The organism is Streptomyces scopuliridis, from assembly GCF_042790125.1.
Classification (GTDB): domain Bacteria; phylum Actinomycetota; class Actinomycetes; order Streptomycetales; family Streptomycetaceae; genus Streptomyces; species Streptomyces scopuliridis_A.
Genome location: NZ_JBHTZS010000009.1, coordinates 280,370 through 298,739 on the forward strand (window position 1 = coordinate 280,370; position 18,370 = coordinate 298,739).

The window sequence follows — 18,370 nt, forward strand, 5'->3', positions numbered from 1 at the left end:
CTCACCGATCGCATGGCCCCCGCTCTCCTTCCGGGTTGGATCAAGTGGATGCGCCATACCAGAACGCATCGTATCCACCCGAAGATGTCCGGCACACCGCGAGACAGCAAAGGGCGGGCCGTGTTCCAGTAAGCATGGAACACGGCCCGCCCCGGGGGCTGTTCGAGAGCCTCAGCTCTCGTCGTCCTCCCTGGCTTCCTCGTCGAGATCCTTGTCCAGGACGCGTCCCTCGCCGGGGGCGAGAGTGCCGAGAATCCGGTCCAGATCGTCTATTGAGGCGAACTCGACGACGATCTTTCCCTTCTTCTGGCCCAGGTCGACCTTCACCCGGGTCTCGAAGCGATCCGAAAGGCGCGAGGCCAGATCGGTGAGCGCCGGCGACAGGCGGGCGCCGGCCCGCGGCCCCTTCGACTTGGGCGAGCTCTGCGGGCGCGAACCCATCAGGGTCACGATCTCCTCGACCGCGCGCACCGAGAGCCCCTCGGCAACGATGCGGTGCGCCAGCCGGTCCTGCTCCTCGGAGTCGTCCAGCGCCAGCAGCGCCCTCGCGTGACCGGCCGAGAGCACACCCGCGGCGACCCTGCGCTGCACCGGGGGAGAGAGGCGCAGCAACCGGAGCGTGTTGGAGACCTGCGGACGTGAGCGGCCGATCCGATCGGCCAGCTGATCATGGGTGCAGTTGAAGTCCTTGAGCAACTGGTCGTAGGCCGCGGCCTCTTCCAGCGGATTCAGCTGGGCACGGTGCAGGTTCTCCAGCAGCGCGTCGAGCAGCAGCTTCTCGTCATCGGTCGCGCGGACGATCGCCGGAATGCGTTCCAGACCGGCTTCCCGGCAAGCCCGCCAGCGCCGCTCGCCCATGATGAGCTCGTAGCGCTCGGACCCCACCTGCCGTACGACGACGGGCTGGAGGAGGCCGACTTCCTTGATGGAAGTGATCAGTTCGGCGAGGGCGTCCTCATCGAACACCTCGCGTGGCTGGCGCGGGTTCGGTGTGATGGAGTCGATCGGTACTTCGGCGAAGTGCGCCCCTGCCGTCGTCGGCTCGGGCGCCGCTTCGAACTCCGGGGCGACCGTCTCCACTTCCGGCACCATGGCGGCCTGCGGCAGCGAAGTCACCTTCGCAGCGGCCACACCCCGCTCCGCGGTCAGTACGGGAGCCGCTCCCGGAGTGGCGGCGGCCGCTCCTGGAGAGGGCGCCTGCTTCTCCTGTGGAGCGGCAGGGATCAGCGCACCGAGCCCACGTCCCAATCCCCTGCGTCGGTCGCTCACTGGATCCCCTCCGGCATATTCTGCTGACTGTTCTGAGTGCCCACATGGGCCTGCTGGGCGTCGTAGTGCACTCCGACCCCCCGTAGAGCGATCTCACGGGCGGCTTCGAGATACGACAGGGATCCACTGGACCCCGGATCGTAGGTCAGCACCGTCTGCCCATAGCTCGGTGCCTCGGAGATACGTACGGACCGAGGGATGCTCGTCCGCAGCACCTCCTTGCCGAAGTGGCTCCGTACCTCGTCCGCCACCTGCGAGGCGAGCCGTGTCCTGCCGTCGTACATGGTGAGCAGGATCGTCGAGACATGGAGCGTGGGGTTGAGATGCCCTCGCACCAGGTCGACGTTCCGCAGCAGCTGACCCAGCCCCTCCAGTGCGTAGTACTCGCACTGGATGGGGATCAGCACCTCCGCGCCGGCGACCATCGCATTGACGGTCAGCAGGCCGAGCGAGGGCGGGCAGTCGATGAGGATGTAGTCCAACGGCTGCTCGTACGCTTCGATCGCCCGCTGCAGTCGGCTCTCCCGTGCCACCAGCGAGACCAATTCGATCTCCGCACCGGCGAGATCGATGGTGGCCGGGGCACAGAAGAGACCTTCGACGTCCGGGACGGGCTGGACCACTTCCGAGAGTGGCTTGCTCTCCACCAGGACGTCATAAATCGAGGGAACTTCGGCGTGATGGTCGATCCCGAGCGCCGTGGAGGCATTGCCCTGGGGATCGAGGTCGACCACCAGCACGCGCGCGCCATGGAGCGCGAGCGAGGCGGCGAGATTGACCGTGGTGGTGGTCTTCCCTACGCCGCCCTTCTGGTTGGCAACGACCATGACACGCGTCTGCTCCGGGCGCGGCAGACCCTCGCCGGCGCGGCCCAGTGCCTCCACCGCCAGCTGGGCTGCACGGCCAATGGGGGTGTCGTCCATCGGGGGCGGTGTTTCACGTGAAACATCCTCCCCCGCCGACTCGGTACGGGGACCGGGGACCGGATCGGTCATCGGTCCCGCGATGTTGGCGTCGGACCGCAAGGATTCACTCTCCTCGACTTCAGACTCGCAATGGACAGAGCCTGCCATGCTTTCGGGGTCGTGAACCAGCGAGGCCCCTGGTTCTGTGGAGGAATCCTCCTCTGTGGACAACCCCGTCCCCCTTACGAGGGGCTTTCGGCCGCGCGGTGTAGCAGCAGCGCGGCCACGGCCGATGATTCCCTGCAGCAGTGAGCGACGTTTCACGTGAAACACGATGCACGGGCCGCAGAGCTACACCGTCACGACACTCCGCAGCGCATAGGTATGGCAGCTTGTATGGAGCATCACTGATAGGCAGTACGGACTGTACGGCTCAACGGCGCCGCCGCGCACGGCCGGCCCGTGCTGCCTTGGCCCGTTTCGTGGCGAACCGCACACCGCCTGGACTCTCCCCGGCCTCCACCCGCACCACGGTGGCCAGCGGATCGACGATGCCCTCACCGACATGCAGGACCGAGGTCTCCACCACGCCGAGCCTGCTCAGTGCGGCGCGGGCGCCGTTGATCTCCTCCTCGGCGGTGTCGCCCTTGAGCGCCAGCATCTCGCCGTACGGCCGCAGCAGGGGTACTCCCCAGCCCGCCAGCCGGTCGAGTGGAGCCACCGCGCGCGCCGTCACCACGTGGACGGGCTGGAGGGTGCCGAGGACCTCCTCGGCACGGCCGCGCACCACCGTCACATGGTCCAGGCCGAGCAGCTCGACGACTTCCTGGAGAAAGTTCGTCCGCCGCAGCAGAGGCTCCAGGAGCGTGATCTTCAGATCGGGCCGTACCAGCGCCAGCGGGATCCCGGGAAGCCCCGCGCCCGAACCCACATCGCAGACGGTCACGCCCTCGGACACGACCTCGGAGAGCACCGCGCAGTTCAGCAGGTGCCGCTCCCAGAGCCGTGGGACCTCGCGCGGGCCGATCAGGCCACGCTTGACCCCCGCGTCCGCCAGCAGTTCCGCGTAGCGGACGGCCTCCGGAAAGTACTCACCGAAAACAGTGCGCGCCTCGTCCGGTGCGGGGGGAAGCTCTGCTGCCTCCGTCACGGGAACCGTCCTTCCATACCGAACCACCGACCGGTGGCTGACTATCAGGCTGACAAAGTTCGGCCCCGTCTGCGCAACAGACGGGGCCGAAAAGAATGGACCACTCAGGCAGGGAGCACCACGACGAAGCGCTGCGGCTCCTCGCCCTCGGACTCACTGCGCAGACCCGCGGCGGCGACCGCGTCATGCACGACCTTCCGCTCGAAGGGTGTCATGGGGTTCAGCTTCACCGGCTCACCGGTGCTCTTCACCTCTTCCGCGGCCTTGGCGCCCAGCTCGGCCAGCTCGGTGCGCTTCTTGGCCCGGAAGCCGGCGATGTCCAGCATCAGCCGGCTGCGGTCGCCGGTCTCCCGGTGCACGGCGAGCCGCGTCAGCTCCTGAAGCGCCTCCAGCACCTCGCCGTCGCGTCCGACAAGCTTCTGCAGATCCCGCGCCGAGTCACTGATGATCGAGACCGCGGCCCGGTCGGCCTCGACGTCCATGTCGATGTCGCCGTCGAGATCAGCGATATCGAGCAGCCCTTCGAGGTAGTCGGCCGCGATCTCCCCTTCCTGCTCCAGGCGGGTCAGGGTGTCGCCCCCCTCGTCGGCGGACTCGGCGGCGGAGATGGTGCCTTCCGTCACGGATGGACTCCTTCTTACTTCTTGGACGGGTGCTTGGGCCGCTGCTGGCCCTTACGCTGCCCCGACTTGGCTTGGCGTGCGGAACCGGCGGCGGGGGTGCCCGACGCCTTGGACCTGGTGTCCTGCGGCTCGCCCTTCTCCAACGAAGTCTTCGCCGACTTGTCGGCGGCCTCGGAGTCCTTGGGCTGTTCCTGCTTGTCCGTACCCGACTGGGCGGCGGCCTGCCGCTTCGCCTTGGTCTGGCGCTTGGGCTGGTGCCGCCTCGCCGCACCGCCGGACTCGGCCTCGGCAGCGGCGGTGTCGCTCTTGATCACCGTTCCGTCGGGCTGCGCGGCCAGCCCGGCCTTGGCCAGGCTCGTGACGAACTTGCGCTCGTTGTCATTGCGGTCCGGGCCCTTGGCCACGATCGCCTGGACGATGGTGCGCTTACGGCGGGACCGCACCTCGCTGTGCGCGGTGATGTTCTTCAGCAGACGCTGCAGGTACTGGTCCTGCGCCTTGCTGCCCGGGGTCGGGTTCTGGTTGATCACATACATCTGCTGGCCCATGGTCCACACGTTGGTGGTCAGCCAGTAGACCAGGACACCGACGGGGAAGTTGACACCCGTGACGGCGAAGATCAGCGGGAAGATGTACATCAGCATCTTCTGCTGCTGCATGTACGGCGTCTTGACCGTCAGGTCGACGTTCTTCGTCATCAGCTGGCGCTGCGTGTAGAACTGCGACGCCGACATCAGCACGATCATGATCGCGGTGACGACCCGCACATCGGTCAGCGAGGCGTTCAGGGAGGCGACCTTCTCGGTGCTGTCCATGAACTTGGCGGCCAGCGGGGCACCGAAGATATGCGCCTGACGCGCGCTGTCCAGCAGCCTCTGGTCATCGATGACGCCAACGGTCTTGCCGCTCGCGATGCTGGAGAGCACGTGGTACAGGGCAAAGAAGAACGGCGACTGCGCCAGGATGGGAAGACATGAGGAGAGCGGGTTGGTACCCGTCTCCTTGTACAGCTTCATCATCTCTTCGGACTGACGCTGTTTGTCGTTCTTGTAGCGCTCCTGGATCGCCTTCATCTTGGGCTGGAGCACCTGCATGTTCCGGGTCGACTTGATCTGCTTGACGAACAGCGGGATCAGACAGATCCGGATCAGTACCACCAGGGACACGATGGACAGCCCCCAGGCCCAGCCCGTGTCGGGGCCGAAAATCATCCCGTACAGCGAGTGGAACTGGACGATGACCCATGAAACAGGTGTGGTGATAAAACTGAAGAGACTGGCAATCGTGTCCACTAATCAGGCTCCTTGAGCTTTGGGCGAGGTCTCTGCGGCCGGACTCGGGGTGTCGGGGGCCGGTCCCCCGGAAGGCACGCCAGCGGCGGAGTGTCCGCCCTTACGGCCGCGCCAGGCATTGCGCAGCGATTCATGCCAGCGCGGGCGTTTGCGCGGCGGGACATGGTCCACACCACCCGGCGACCACGGATTGCACCGCAGAATGCGCCAGGCGGTCAGTGCCGTGCCCTTCACCGCGCCATGCCGGTCGATGGCCGTGTATCCGTAGTGCGAACACGACGGGTAGTACCGGCAGACGGGCCCGAGAAGCGGGCTGATCGTCCACTGGTACAGCTTGATCAGAGCCAGCAGCGGGTACTTCATCGTGTGCCCCCTCCCAGCAGCCGCTGAAAGGCGGCGTCCAGGTCTCGGGCCAGGTGTGCATATTCGGCGTCGCCCGCTCCAGGCAGCGCCCGTACGACAACCAGGCTACCGGGGGGCAGCTCGGACAGTCGTTCGCGTATCAGATGACGCAGTCTGCGCTTCACCTGGTTACGTACGACGGCTCCACCCACGGCCTTGCTGACGACGAAACCCGCACGCGTCGGGGAGGCGCTCTCCCCTGGCGCGTGCGGGTCCGTTGCACCGCTGCGTAGATGGACGACGAGAAGCGGGCGTCCGGCCCGGCGTCCCCGGCGTACCGCGGCCGCGAAGTCCTCGCGCCGCCTCAGCCGATTCTCGGTAGGCAGCACGTCATGACCTGTTGGCGATCAGGCGCTCAGGCCGACAGACGGGCGCGACCCTTGCCACGGCGGGTCGCGAGAATCGCGCGACCGGCACGGGTACGCATCCGCAGCCGGAACCCGTGGGTCTTGGCGCGACGGCGGTTGTTCGGCTGGAAGGTGCGCTTGCTCACTCGGGGGCTCCAGAAAATGATGTGTGGATGGCGGGACATCGCCTGGCTGTCACCGTGCGCCCACGAGAAGCTGAGAAGCTCGCGATCACGCCCGAGTGCACCGCTTCACAACCACAGATCGTGATCTTTGCCCATCGGAGGCAGGCGGCAGCAGCCATCGACAACTCGACCTGGTCACGGTACGCGCGGCTACGCCATCCGGTCAAACCAGCTCCATGCCGGGCCCCATTGTGCACAGGCTGTGGACAACAACTTGAACCGCGCGGGTCGCCCTGACTACCGTGGCTGAACTCCGGCTTCATTTCCTGCCGGTCTTCCCATCCCGTCCCGAGAACCACACATTCGTGGGATCTGGACCTGCGAGAGAGCGTGCCTTGTGGCTGATGTACCTGCCGATCTTGCCGCAGTGTGGCCACGAGTGCTGGAGCAGCTCCTCAGGGAGGGCCAGCAGGGCGTCGAGCCCAAGGACAAGCAGTGGATCGAGCGCTGTCAGCCCCTCGCGCTGGTCGCCGACACCGCGCTGCTCGCCGTCCCCAATGAATGGGGCAAGCGCGTCCTGGAGGGCAGGCTCGCCCCTCTCATCAGCGAAACGCTGAGCCATGAGTGCGGCCGGCCCATCCGGATCGCCATCACCGTCGACGACTCGGCCGCCGACCCCACCCCGCCGGCCCCGCCCGTGCCCCAGCAGCACCGCTATCAGGGGCCGTCCCACGACGAACAGCGGCAGACCGATACATACGACGGCTACGGGCACCGCCCGTCGGACGACGGCATGCCGTCGGTACGGCCCGCGTACCCGGACTATCAGCAGCAGCGTCCCGATCCCGGCGCCTGGCCGCGGACCCAGGAGGATCTGTCCTGGCAGCAGCCCCGGCCGGGCGCCTACCAGGACCGCGATCCGTACGCCACCGCTCACCAGCAGCAGCCGCAGCACGACTACCGGCAGCCGCAGGGGCCCGAGCACTCCCCGTACGAGCAGCACTCCGACCGGCACGAGCTCCAGGACCCGCCGTCGCCGCGCCACGGCGGCGGGCCCCATGCCGGCCGCGGGGGTCCGCGCGGCGGAGCGCTGGGACCGCTGGGCGCCCAGCCCGCCCCGGCGCCGGGTCCCGGCGAGCCGCATGCCCGGCTGAATCCCAAGTACCTCTTCGACACGTTTGTCATCGGGGCGTCCAACCGGTTCGCGCACGCGGCCGCGGTCGCGGTCGCCGAGGCCCCGGCGAAGGCGTACAACCCGCTCTTCATCTACGGGGAGTCCGGGCTCGGCAAGACGCATCTGCTGCACGCCATCGGGCACTACGCGCGCAGCCTCTACCCCGGTACGCGGGTGCGGTACGTGAGCTCCGAGGAGTTCACGAACGAGTTCATCAACTCGATCCGTGACGGCAAGGGCGACACCTTCCGCAAGCGGTACCGGGATGTCGACATCCTGCTGGTCGACGACATCCAGTTCCTGGCGAGCAAGGAGTCGACGCAGGAGGAGTTCTTCCACACCTTCAACACGCTCCACAACGCCAACAAGCAGATCGTGCTCTCCTCGGACCGGCCGCCCAAGCAGCTGATCACGCTGGAGGACCGGCTCCGCAACCGCTTCGAGTGGGGCCTGACCACCGATGTCCAGCCGCCGGAGCTGGAGACGCGTATCGCGATCCTCCGCAAGAAGGCGGTGCAGGAGCAGCTCAACGCACCGCCCGAGGTGCTGGAGTTCATCGCCTCCCGGATCTCGCGGAACATCCGCGAGCTGGAGGGCGCGCTGATCCGGGTGACGGCGTTCGCCTCGCTCAACCGGCAGCCGGTGGACCTCGGCCTCACCGAGATCGTGCTCAAGGATCTGATCCCGGGCGGGGAGGACTCGGCCCCGGAGATCACCGCGAGCGCCATCATGGCGGCGACCGCCGATTATTTCGGGCTGACGGTGGAGGACCTCTGCGGCTCGTCGAGGAGCCGGGTGCTGGTGACGGCCCGGCAGATCGCGATGTATCTCTGCCGTGAGCTGACCGATCTCTCCCTGCCCAAGATCGGCGCGCAGTTCGGCGGCAGGGACCATACGACCGTGATGCACGCGGACCGGAAGATCCGCGCGCTGATGGCCGAGCGGCGCTCGATCTACAACCAGGTCACGGAGCTCACCAACCGCATCAAGAACGGCTGACAGCCGGCTCTGCGCTCGCTGCCGAGGCGCTCAGGGACACCGTCCGCGACGGTCCCTGGGCGCCTTTTCGCGGTCTGTGGACCCCGCGGCGGCCGGGTCCGCGTGTCGCCGCCCGGCCCTCGCTGTTCGAATACCTGGGGATGGAGGGGCCTTCTCCACAGATCGGGTCGCGATCTTCCATCCACAGCCTGGGGACCGGGAAGTTGTCCAGATTGCGTCCACAGGCGCACCGGGCGGGAGGCCATCGGTCCAGGTCAGAGCCCTGTGGATTTGTGGCCGACGCTGCTCCACAGACTGTGGACGGAAAATTCTTCCACAGGGCACCGGCGCTGTTGTCCACTGGCGGCCCACAGGCGGGCCTCCCTTTCCCACAGCTTCTCCACACCCCTGTCCACTGTTCGGCAACGAAACACCCGGGATCGCTGAGTCGAGTGAAAGGCGTCACACCAAGGAGGTCGATTGGGCTGTGGGGAACGTGGGTAAAGCTGGGGACGTGGCTGGGGAGAAGTCCCTGTGTCCTGTGCACCGGTTGTGCAGAACTTTCGCCCGTCCACAGAACGACCGGGTTGTCCACGGCTGGCGCCCACAGGGTCGGTGGACAAAAAAACGGGTCTGACCTGCGCGGATGACGTTATCCACGGTTTCCACAGGCCCTACTACTACTCCCACTCAGAGTTAACGAGGAATCCGCTTCGAAGAAGGCCCTGTGCACAACTCGGCCCCGGAGCCCTCGGCACCCGTCTCGCCGACTTGACCCGCAGCCGCACCGACTGTCGGTGCCGTACGTCAGACTGGTCCCCGGCATCACAGCCGACGACGAAGGCCAGCAGGGCGAGCCAGCAACAGCAGGAGGCGGTTCCGGTGAAGATCCGGGTGGAGCGCGATGTACTCGCGGAGGCGGTGGCCTGGGTGGCCCGTAGCCTCCCGGCCCGTCCGCCGGCGCCCGTACTCGCAGGCCTTCTGCTGAAGGCCGAGGACGGCGCTCTCAGCTTCTCCAGCTTCGACTACGAGGTCTCGGCGCGGGTCTCGGTGGACGCCGAGGTCGAGGAGGACGGCACCGTCCTCGTCTCCGGCCGGCTCCTCGCCGACATCTGCCGCGCGCTGCCGAACCGGCCCGTGGAGATTTCCACAGACGGTGTACGGGCGACCGTGGTCTGCGGCTCCTCGCGCTTCACTCTCCACACCCTCCCGGTGGACGAGTACCCGGCGCTGCCGCAGATGCCGACCGCGACGGGCACCGTCCCCGGTGAGGTCTTCGCCTCGGCCGCCTCCCAGGTCGCCATCGCCGCGGGCCGCGACGACACGCTGCCGGTGCTGACCGGTGTACGGATCGAGATCGAGGGCGACACGGTCACCCTGGCCTCGACCGACCGCTACCGCTTCGCGGTCCGTGAGTTCCTGTGGAAGCCGGAAGCCTCCGATGTGTCCGCGGTCGCGCTGGTGCCCGCCAAGACGCTGCTGGACACCGCCAAGGCGCTCACCAGTGGTGACACGGTCACGCTGGCGCTCTCCGGGGCGGGGGCCGGCGAGGGGCTGATCGGTTTCGAGGGCGCCGGGCGGCGTACGACCACCCGGCTGCTCGAAGGCGATCTCCCGAAGTACCGCACGCTCTTCCCGACGGAGTTCAACTCGGTCGCGGTGATCGAGACCGCCCCGTTCGTCGAGGCCGTCAAGCGTGTGGCGCTGGTCGCCGAGCGGAACACCCCGGTGCGGCTCAGCTTCGAGCAGGGCGTGCTGATCCTGGAGGCCGGTTCCAGCGATGACGCACAGGCTGTGGAGCGCGTCGACGCGCAGCTGGAGGGCGATGACATCTCGATCGCCTTCAACCCGACCTTCCTGCTCGACGGGCTGAGCGCGATCGACTCGCCGGTCGCCCAGCTCTCCTTCACGACGTCCACGAAGCCTGCGCTGCTGAGCGGCCGGCCGGCCGTCGACGCGGAGGCGGACGAGGCGTACAAGTACCTGATCATGCCGGTACGCCTGAGCGGCTGACCCCACAGGTGAGTGGCCGGGTCCGGGCGTAGGCTCGGACCCGGGTACGAACCCGGGTATGAATCGCCTCAACGCTTAAGGAACGCCTGATGGAGCTCGGTCTCGTCGGTCTCGGCAAGATGGGCGGCAATATGCGCGAGCGCATCCGCCGCGCAGGCCACACCGTCATCGGATATGACCGCAATCCGGACCTCGCCGATGTCCACAGCCTCCAGGAGCTGGTGAGCAAGCTCAAGGGTCCGCGAGTGGTGTGGGTGATGGTTCCGGCCGGTGCCGCGACCCAGGCCACGATCGACGAGCTGGCCGAGCTGCTGTCGCCCGGAGACGTGGTGGTGGACGGCGGGAATTCCCGCTGGACCGACGACGAGAAGCACGCGGTCGAGCTGGGCATCAAGGGCATCGGTTTCGTCGACTGCGGTGTCTCCGGCGGGGTCTGGGGCCTGGAGAACGGCTACGCGCTGATGTACGGCGGCGCCCCGGAGAACGTGGCGAAGGTGGAGCCGGTCTTCGAGGCGCTCAAGCCCGAGGGCGACTTCGGTTCCGTGCACGCCGGCAAGGTCGGCGCGGGCCACTTCGCCAAGATGGTCCACAACGGCATCGAGTACGCCATGATGCAGGCCTATGCCGAGGGCTGGGAGCTGCTGGAGAGCGTCGACTCGGTCACCGATGTCCGTGAGGTCTTCCGCTCCTGGCAGGAGGGCACGGTCATCCGTTCCTGGCTGCTGGATCTGGCGGTCAACGCCCTGGACGAGGATGAGCACCTGGAGAAGCTGAAGGGCTACGCGGAGGACTCCGGCGAGGGCCGGTGGACGGTCGAGGCGGCCATCAACCACGCGGTGCCGCTGCCCGCGATCACCGCGTCGCTGTTCGCGCGCTTCGCGTCCCGGCAGGACGATTCGCCGCAGATGAAGATGGTCTCGGCGCTGCGCAATCAGTTCGGCGGCCACGCGGTCGAGCCGAACAAGCCCAAGAAGTAGAGCCCTGAGCCGGGGGAGGCCCGCGTACATCCATGCACGTCACGCATCTGTCGCTGGCCGACTTCCGGTCCTACGCCCGGGTCGAGGTACCGCTCGATCCGGGCGTCACCGCGTTCGTGGGGGCGAACGGGCAGGGGAAGACCAATCTGGTCGAGGCGGTCGGCTATCTCGCGAGCCTCGGCAGTCACCGGGTGTCGTCGGACGCCCCGCTGGTGCGGATGGGCGCGGACCGTGCGGTGATCCGGGCCTCGGTCACCCAGGGCGAGCGTTCGCAGCTGGTGGAACTCGAGCTGAATCCGGGCCGTGCGAACAGGGCGCGTATCAACCGGTCCTCGCAGGTCAGGCCGCGTGATGTGCTGGGGATCGTACGGACGGTGCTGTTCGCGCCGGAGGATCTGGCGCTGGTGAAGGGCGATCCGGGTGAGCGGCGCCGGTTCCTCGACGAGCTGATCACGGCGCGGTCGCCGCGGATGGCCGGGGTGCGGTCGGACTACGACCGGGTGCTCAGGCAGCGCAATACGCTGCTGAAGTCGGCGGCGATGGCGCGGCGGCACGGCGGGCGCGGCATGGATCTGTCGACGCTGGATGTCTGGGACCAGCATCTGGCGCGTGCGGGGGCCGAGTTGCTGGCGCAGCGGGTCGATCTGATCGCGACGCTCCAGCCGCTGGCGGACAAGGCGTATGAGCAACTGGCGCCCGGGGGCGGTCCGGTGGCGCTGGAGTACCGTTCCTCCGCCGGTGATCCCGGCGATTCCGGGGCGCCCGCCGTCTCCGGTGACGGCGTTTCGGGGCCCGGGGCGGCGGACGGGCTCGTGACCTCGGGGGTGATGTCGCGCGATGAGCTGTACGCGCATCTGCTGGCGGCCCTGGCCGGGGTGCGCAAGCAGGAGATCGAGCGGGGCGTGACGCTGGTCGGTCCGCACCGCGACGACCTGGTGCTGAAGCTGGGCCGGCTGCCCGCGAAGGGGTACGCCAGCCATGGCGAGTGCTGGTCCTTCGCGCTGGCGCTGCGGCTGGCCTCGTACGATCTGCTGCGCGCCGAGGGCAATGAGCCGGTGCTGGTGCTGGACGACGTGTTCGCCGAGCTGGACGCGCGGCGGCGGGAGCGGCTCGCGGAGCTGGTGGTTCCGGGTGAGCAGGTGCTGGTGACGGCGGCTGTGGACGACGATGTGCCGGGGGTGCTGGCCGGGGCGCGGTTCGCGGTGGCCGACGGTGCGGTGGAGCGCGTATGAGCATCTCGCGGGGAGTGTCCGGGGCGCCCGGGGCCGACGGCTCCGGAGGGTCCGCGCAGCTGCCGGGCTCCTCTCCGGCTTCCGGGGCGCCGGGTGCGCCGCTGCCCTCGGAGTCCGGGGTGGATCTGGCGCGGGTCGCGCTGCGCGCGGCGAAGGAGCAGGCGCGGGCGCGGGGCGCGGCGGTACAGCAGAAGAAGCAGGCGCGGCGCGGTGGCGGGCTGCGTTCGGGGGCGCGGGCGGACGGCCGTGATCCGCTGCCGCTGGGTGCGGCGATCAACCGGCTGATCACGGAGCGGGGCTGGGAGACGCCGGCGGCCGTGGGCGGGGTGATGGGCCGGTGGCCGCAGATCGTCGGCGAGGACGTGGCGAAGCACTGTGTGCCGCAGCGGTACGACGACGGCAATGACGAGCGGGTGCTGACGGTGCAGTGCGACTCGACGGCGTGGGCGACGCAGCTGCGGCTGCTGGCGCCCCGGCTGGTGGCGCGGCTGAACGAGGACCTGGGGCATGGCACCGTACGGATGATCAAGGTGCTGGGCCCGGGGGGCCCGCCGCAGCGGTTCGGCCGGCTGCGGGCGCCGGGCAGCACGGGCCCGGGTGACACGTACGGCTGATGGCGCCGGTTGCGTCTTGACAGCTGGAAGAAGGCTCTGACCAGGGCTTTCAGCCTTCAAGGGGTCAGGCTGCCGACCTCCGCGCGCTCCGTGGCGGCGGGTGGGGTGTGCCGTCGCGGAGTGCGCCGCGGGCCGGTCGCCGGGCCGCTCCGGCGCTCTCTCCGACTCCGGGATGTCCTGGTGGGACGCCTGTGGAGGCTGAGGTGTCCCTCACCGTAGTGGGAGGTTGACAGGCCGAAGCGCTCAATGCGGGTGTGAGCCTCTTGGAGCCCCTTCCCGAATATGGGGAGTCGGCGGGCGCTCGTTCAGGGCGGCACATGCGGACTCAGGTACCGGCAAACCCCCATTCGGGTCGGCGCTACCGGTAGACTGGTGGAAAATCCCGCTCTGCTTGCGGGACCCGTCGATACAAGCCGAACGACGCAGCCGCTCCCGCTAGCCGGAGAACGGCTCGTGCTGTGCCAGAAAGGGCGCTTCGTGGCCGATTCCGGCAACCCCAATGAGAAGACTCCGTCCACCGCCACTGGCGAGAACGGCGAGGTGACCGCCTCGTACGACGCCAGTGCCATTACCGTGCTCGAGGGTTTGGACGCGGTCCGCAAGCGGCCCGGCATGTACATCGGATCCACCGGTGAGCGTGGGCTGCATCACTTGGTGTACGAGGTCGTCGACAACTCCGTCGACGAGGCCCTGGCCGGGCACGCGGACACCATCGACGTGACGATCCTCGCCGACGGCGGGGTGCGTGTGGTCGACAACGGCCGCGGTATCCCGGTGGACATCGTTCCGTCCGAGAACAAGCCGGCCATCGAGGTCGTGCTGACGGTCCTGCACGCGGGCGGCAAGTTCGGCGGCGGCGGCTATGCCGTCTCCGGTGGTCTGCACGGCGTCGGCGTCTCGGTCGTCAACGCCCTGTCGTCGAAGGTCTCGGTCGAGGTCAAGCGCGACGGCTACCGCTGGACGCAGGACTACAAGCTCGGTGTGCCGACGGCTCCGCTGGCCCGTAACGAGGAGACCGCGGAGTCCGGTACGACGGTGACGTTCTGGGCCGACCCGGACATCTTCGAGACGACGGAGTACTCCTTCGAGACGCTGTCGCGGCGTTTTCAGGAGATGGCCTTCCTCAACAAGGGCCTGACCCTGACGCTGACGGACGAGCGCGAGTCGGCGAAGGCCGTCGTGGGCGCCGATGTGGCGGGCACGGACGTGACCGAGGGCACGAGCGAGGAGCCGGCCCGTACGGTCACGTACTTCTACGAGGGCGGCATCGTCGACTTCGTGAAGTACCTGAACTCGCGCAAGGGCGAGCTGATCCATCCGACGGTCATCGACATCGAGGCCGAGGACAAGGAGCGGCTGCTCTCGGTCGAGATCGCGATGCAGTGGAACGCGCAGTACAGCGAGGGTGTGTACTCGTTCGCGAACACGATCCACACGCATGAGGGCGGTACGCACGAGGAGGGCTTCCGCGCGGCGATGACCGGTCTGGTCAACCGCTACGCGCGCGAGAAGAAGTTCCTGCGCGAGAAGGACGACAACCTGGCGGGCGAGGACATCCGCGAGGGTCTGACCGCGATCATCTCGGTGAAGCTGGGCGAGCCGCAGTTCGAGGGCCAGACGAAGACGAAGCTCGGCAACACCGAGGCGAAGACCTTCGTCCAGAAGATCGTGCACGAGCACCTCACGGACTGGTTCGACCGCAATCCGAACGAGGCCGCGGACATCATCCGCAAGTCGATCCAGGCCGCCACGGCCCGGGTCGCCGCCCGTAAGGCGCGGGATCTGACCCGGCGCAAGGGGCTGCTGGAGAGCGCGTCGCTGCCGGGCAAGCTGAGCGACTGCCAGTCGAACGATCCGTCGAAGTGCGAGATCTTCATCGTCGAGGGTGACTCGGCCGGTGGTTCCGCGAAGTCGGGCCGTAACCCGATGTACCAGGCGATCCTGCCGATCCGGGGCAAGATCCTGAACGTCGAGAAGGCGCGGATCGACAAGATCCTCCAGAACACCGAGGTGCAGGCGCTGATCTCGGCGTTCGGTACCGGTGTGCACGAGGACTTCGACATCGAGAAGCTCCGCTATCACAAGATCATTCTGATGGCGGACGCCGATGTCGACGGCCAGCACATCAACACGCTGCTGCTGACGTTCCTGTTCCGCTTCATGCGCCCCCTGGTCGAGGCCGGGCACGTCTATCTGTCGCGTCCGCCGCTCTACAAGATCAAGTGGGGCCGGGACGACTTCGAGTACGCCTACTCCGACCGGGAGCGCGACGCCCTGGTGGAGCTGGGCAAGCAGAACGGCAAGCGGATCCGCGAGGACTCGATCCAGCGCTTCAAGGGCCTGGGCGAGATGAACGCCGAGGAGCTGCGGGTCACCACGATGGACATCGACCACCGGGTGCTCGGCCAGGTCACGCTGGACGACGCCGCCCAGGCCGACGATCTGTTCTCGGTGCTGATGGGCGAGGACGTCGAGGCGCGGCGGTCGTTCATCCAGCGCAATGCCAAGGACGTCCGCTTCCTCGACATCTGAGTCGGTCTCAGCTGACGGATTCGACAAGGCCGAAAGGAACACTGACCAGCAATGGCCGACGAGAACACCCCTGACACCCCTGATATCCCCGAGAGCTCCGGCGTCCCCGGCACCCCTGGTACCCCTGTGGTCCAGGAGGCGGTCGAGGCGGTTGAAGGTCTCGCGATGCGCGTAGAGCCGGTCGGGCTCGAAACGGAGATGCAGCGCTCGTATCTCGACTACGCGATGTCCGTCATCGTGTCGCGCGCGCTGCCGGACGTACGGGACGGGCTCAAGCCCGTCCACCGGCGTGTGCTGTACGCGATGTACGACGGTGGCTACCGGCCCGAGAAGGGCTTCTACAAGTGCGCCCGCGTCGTCGGTGACGTCATGGGTACGTACCACCCGCACGGCGACTCCTCGATCTATGACGCGCTGGTCAGGCTGGCGCAGCCGTGGTCGATGCGGATGCCGCTGGTGGACTCCAACGGCAACTTCGGTTCTCCGGGCAATGACCCGGCCGCGGCCATGCGGTACACCGAGTGCAAGATGATGCCGCTGTCGATGGAGATGCTCCGGGACATCGACGAGGAGACCGTCGACTTCACGGACAACTACGACGGCCGTAACCAGGAGCCGACGGTTCTGCCGGCGCGGTTCCCGAATCTGCTGATCAACGGCTCCGCCGGGATCGCCGTCGGTATGGCCACGAACATCCCGCCGCACAATCTGCGGGAGGTCGCGGCCGGTGCGATGTGGGCGCTGGAGCACCCCGAGGCGACGCACGAGGAGCTGCTCGACGCGCTGATCGAGCGGATCAAGGGCCCGGACTTCCCGACCGGCGCGCTGGTCGTGGGGCGCAAGGGCATCGAGGAGGCGTACCGCACGGGCCGCGGCTCGATCACGATGCGCGCGGTGGTCGAGGTCGAGGAGATCCAGAACCGCCAGTGCCTGGTGGTCACGGAGCTGCCGTACCAGACCAACCCGGACAATCTCGCTCAGAAGATTGCCGACCTGGTCAAGGACGGAAAGATCGGCGGCATCGCGGATGTCCGCGACGAGACGTCCTCGCGTACGGGCCAGCGGCTGGTCGTCGTCCTGAAGCGGGACGCGGTCGCCAAGGTCGTGCTGAACAACCTGTACAAGCACACCGATCTGCAGAGCAACTTCAGCGCGAACATGCTGGCGCTGGTGGACGGCGTGCCGCGCACGCTCTCGCTGGACGCGTTCATCCGGCACTGGGTGACGCACCAGATCGAGGTCATCATCCGGCGGACGAAGTTCCGGCTGCGCAAGGCCGAGGAACGCGCGCACATCCTGCGCGGTCTGCTCAAGGCGCTCGACGCGATCGACGAGGTCATCGCGCTGATCCGGCGCAGTGACACGGTCGAGACCGCGCGTGCGGGCCTGATGGGGCTGCTCACGATCGACGAGATCCAGGCGAACGCGATCCTGGAGATGCAGCTGCGCCGGCTGGCGGCCCTGGAGCGGCAGAAGATCGTCGCGGAACACGACGAGCTCCAGCAGAAGATCAACGAGTACAACGCGATCCTGGCCTCGCCGGAGAAGCAGCGTCAGATCGTCCATGACGAACTGGCGGTCATCGTCGACAAGTTCGGTGACGACCGGCGTTCGAAGCTGGTGCCCTTCGACGGTGACATGTCCATCGAGGACCTGATCGCCGAGGAGGACATCGTCGTCACGATCACGCGTGGCGGCTATGTGAAGCGTACGAAGACGGACGACTACCGCTCGCAGAAGCGCGGCGGCAAGGGCGTACGCGGTACGAAGCTGAAGGAAGACGACATCGTCGACCACTTCTTCGTCTCGACGACGCACCACTGGCTGCTGTTCTTCACGAACAAGGGCCGGGTCTACCGGGCGAAGGCGTACGAGCTGCCGGACGCCGGGCGGGACGCGCGCGGTCAGCATGTGGCCAATCTGCTCGCTTTCCAGCCGGACGAGCAGATCGCCGAGATCCTGGCGATCCGTGACTACGAGGCCGTGCCGTATCTGGTCCTGGCCACGAAGGCGGGTCTGGTGAAGAAGACCCCGCTCAAGGATTACGACTCACCCCGCTCGGGCGGTGTCATCGCGATCAACCTCCGGGAGACGGACGACGGCGCGGACGACGAGCTGATCGGCGCGGAGCTGGTGTCTGCGGAGGACGATCTGCTGCTCATCAGCCGGAAGGCACAGTCGATCCGGTTCACCGCGACCGACGACGCGCTGCGGCCGATGGGGCGTGCCACGTCGGGCGTGAAGGGGATGAGTTTCCGCGAAGGCGACGAACTGCTCTCGATGAATGTCGTCCGGCCCGGTACGTTCGTCTTCACTGCTACAGATGGCGGATACGCGAAGCGGACCGCTGTCGACGAGTATCGCGTCCAGGGTCGTGGCGGTCTGGGCATCAAGGCCGCCAAGATTGTGGAGGATCGGGGTTCTCTCGTCGGTGCGTTGGTGGTGGAGGAAACGGATGAGATCCTTGCCATCACCCTCGGCGGCGGTGTGATTCGCACGCGAGTCAACGAAGTCAGGGAGACCGGCCGTGACACGATGGGTGTCCAACTGATCAACCTGGGCAAGCGGGATGCCGTCGTCGGAATCGCGCGCAATGCCGAGGCAGGACGTGAAGCCGAAGAGGTCGACGGGACCGATGACCCGGGGACCGAAGAGGCTGGTACGGCCGAGGTCGTCGCCGAGGGCACTCAGTCCTCGGCCGGGGAGCACGAGGAGTAGAGCGTGAGTGGAGCCACGG

At 67.6% G+C, this 18,370-nt stretch carries 15 protein-coding genes; 7 read left to right on the top strand and 8 right to left on the bottom strand.

Annotated elements, in window-relative coordinates; genetic code table 11:
• Positions 1-171: 171 nt before the first annotated feature.
• The 8 genes from ACFRKB_RS17255 to rpmH form a co-directional block, all read right to left on the bottom strand.
• Positions 172-1,269, bottom strand: a complete 1,098-nt coding sequence (locus ACFRKB_RS17255; RefSeq protein ID WP_383106663.1) for a ParB/RepB/Spo0J family partition protein — start codon at positions 1,267-1,269, stop codon at positions 172-174.
• Positions 1,266-2,342, bottom strand: a complete 1,077-nt coding sequence (locus tag ACFRKB_RS17260) for a ParA family protein (RefSeq protein ID WP_383106664.1) — start codon at positions 2,340-2,342, stop codon at positions 1,266-1,268. The genes ACFRKB_RS17255 and ACFRKB_RS17260 overlap by 4 nt, the downstream gene beginning before the upstream one ends.
• 265 nt (positions 2,343-2,607) lie before the next feature.
• Positions 2,608-3,324, bottom strand: a complete 717-nt coding sequence (gene rsmG / locus ACFRKB_RS17265) for a 16S rRNA (guanine(527)-N(7))-methyltransferase RsmG (protein ID WP_365976329.1) — start codon at positions 3,322-3,324, stop codon at positions 2,608-2,610.
• 104 nt (positions 3,325-3,428) lie between these two features.
• Positions 3,429-3,947, bottom strand: coding sequence for a Jag family protein (locus ACFRKB_RS17270; protein ID WP_365976330.1), 519 nt, complete (start codon positions 3,945-3,947; stop codon positions 3,429-3,431).
• Positions 3,948-3,961: 14 nt separating this feature from the next.
• Positions 3,962-5,239 (bottom strand): membrane protein insertase YidC, encoded by a 1,278-nt coding sequence (gene yidC / locus ACFRKB_RS17275; protein WP_383106665.1) that lies wholly within the window; start codon positions 5,237-5,239, stop codon positions 3,962-3,964.
• 3 nt (positions 5,240-5,242) lie between these two features.
• Positions 5,243-5,602, bottom strand: coding sequence for a membrane protein insertion efficiency factor YidD (gene yidD, locus ACFRKB_RS17280; RefSeq protein ID WP_365976332.1), 360 nt, complete (start codon positions 5,600-5,602; stop codon positions 5,243-5,245).
• A complete protein-coding gene (gene rnpA / locus ACFRKB_RS17285; protein WP_376584496.1) occupies positions 5,599-5,970 on the bottom strand; it encodes a ribonuclease P protein component in 372 nt (123 codons plus the stop codon). The genes yidD and rnpA overlap by 4 nt, the downstream gene beginning before the upstream one ends.
• Before the next feature lie 26 nt (positions 5,971-5,996).
• Positions 5,997-6,134, bottom strand: a complete 138-nt coding sequence (gene rpmH / locus ACFRKB_RS17290) for a 50S ribosomal protein L34 (protein WP_030354375.1) — start codon at positions 6,132-6,134, stop codon at positions 5,997-5,999.
• Positions 6,135-6,510: 376 nt separating this feature from the next.
• Between rpmH and dnaA the strand changes: the two genes are divergently transcribed.
• The 7 genes from dnaA to gyrA all read left to right on the top strand — a co-directional run bounded on the left by dnaA (position 6,511) and on the right by gyrA (position 18,351).
• Entirely contained in the window at positions 6,511-8,286 is a 1,776-nt protein-coding gene (dnaA, locus tag ACFRKB_RS17295) for a chromosomal replication initiator protein DnaA (protein WP_383106667.1), read from the top strand.
• Between the two features lie 861 nt (positions 8,287-9,147).
• Positions 9,148-10,278 carry a DNA polymerase III subunit beta gene (gene dnaN, locus ACFRKB_RS17300; protein ID WP_249951456.1) on the top strand — a complete coding sequence of 377 codons (1,131 nt, stop codon included), beginning with the start codon at positions 9,148-9,150 and terminating at the stop codon, positions 10,276-10,278.
• Positions 10,279-10,367: 89 nt separating this feature from the next.
• Positions 10,368-11,255, top strand: a complete 888-nt coding sequence (gene gnd, locus ACFRKB_RS17305) for a phosphogluconate dehydrogenase (NAD(+)-dependent, decarboxylating) (protein ID WP_365976335.1) — start codon at positions 10,368-10,370, stop codon at positions 11,253-11,255.
• A 32-nt stretch (positions 11,256-11,287) separates the two neighbouring features.
• The gene (gene recF / locus ACFRKB_RS17310) at positions 11,288-12,487 is read left to right on the top strand and encodes a DNA replication/repair protein RecF (protein ID WP_383106668.1); all 1,200 of its coding nucleotides are present in this window, start codon (positions 11,288-11,290) and stop codon (positions 12,485-12,487) included.
• Entirely contained in the window at positions 12,484-13,101 is a 618-nt protein-coding gene (locus ACFRKB_RS17315) for a DciA family protein (protein ID WP_383106670.1), read from the top strand. Before recF ends, ACFRKB_RS17315 begins: the two co-directional genes overlap by 4 nt.
• 453 nt (positions 13,102-13,554) lie before the next feature.
• Complete coding sequence (gyrB, locus tag ACFRKB_RS17320) at positions 13,555-15,633, top strand: DNA topoisomerase (ATP-hydrolyzing) subunit B (RefSeq protein WP_383106671.1); 2,079 nt, start codon at positions 13,555-13,557, stop codon at positions 15,631-15,633.
• 51 nt (positions 15,634-15,684) lie between these two features.
• On the top strand, positions 15,685-18,351 hold the full coding sequence (gene gyrA / locus ACFRKB_RS17325) for a DNA gyrase subunit A (protein ID WP_383106673.1): 2,667 nt from the start codon (positions 15,685-15,687) through the stop codon (positions 18,349-18,351).
• The last annotated feature ends 19 nt before the right edge of the window (positions 18,352-18,370 follow it).